At 61.1% G+C, this 854-nt stretch carries 1 protein-coding gene and 1 pseudogene; both read left to right on the top strand.

From position 1 onward, the window contains the following. Positions 1-530, top strand: a 530-nt coding sequence (locus ABB33_RS17850) for a tetratricopeptide repeat protein (protein ID WP_152985162.1), incomplete at its 5' end; no start/stop codon positions are given. A gap of 146 nt (positions 531-676) precedes the next feature. Then, positions 677-854 (top strand): annotated as a pseudogene (locus ABB33_RS17845) (energy transducer TonB); the annotation flags it as partial.

Genomic DNA, 854 nt, shown 5'->3' with positions numbered 1-854 from the left:
CATTCTACGCCGAGGCCGGCCAGACCGGCGAAGCGGTCAAGGCCGCCGAAGCGCTGGCCGCCAGGAACCCGGCCGACAAGAAGGCGCAACTGAACCTGGCCAGCATGTACATGCAGGCCGACCAGATGGACAAGGCCGCCGCGGTGATGGACAAGCTGCGTACGGCCGGACAGCTCACCGAAGAGCGCGAGTACAAGCAGCTGTACTCGATCTATGCCAACACCGAGAACAAGGAAAAGGACGTCATTGCGGTGATCAACGAGGGCATGTCCAAGGGCATCCTCAAGCCGGACTACCAGGCATACCTGGCGCTGGCGCAGTCGTACTACTACTCCGACCAGATCCCGCAGGCCATCGAGGCGTGGCAGAAGGCCGCCCCGCTTTCCAAGGATGGCGAGACCTACCTGAATCTGGCGCGTGTACTGCACTCTGAAGGGCGGATTCCCGAGGCCAAGCAGGCGGCCCGGGATGCAAAGGCTAAAGGTGTCAAGAACCCGGCCGATGCAGACAAGATCATCAACCTGAAGTAAGCAGGAATAACGCCTGAACAGCTGCATTTGTGATGCGCAGCCGGTCAGGATTGGTATAAGCTTGGAGGTTCCTGCGGTGTCATGCACCGCTGAATCAGGGGCGTCGGAACAGCGGCGTCCCGGCCCCACTAATGAGCTCTTGGCGCATGACGGAACAACTGGTTTTCCACCACAGGTATGACGGCGAGAAAGAGACGGGTCTGAGCTGGCCCCGCATCGCCGGTATCGCCTTCGTAATCGCACTCCATCTGGCAGCCCTGATGATGCTCCTGATCCCGGCCGTGGCCCCCAAGGCCGCCGCGGAAAAGGAACGCAACGTCATGG

The organism is Stenotrophomonas acidaminiphila, assembly GCF_001431595.1.
GTDB lineage: Bacteria > Pseudomonadota > Gammaproteobacteria > Xanthomonadales > Xanthomonadaceae > Stenotrophomonas > Stenotrophomonas acidaminiphila.
The sequence above is the reverse complement of the archived record's forward strand: the minus strand, read 5'-3'. Positions and strand labels throughout refer to the sequence as shown.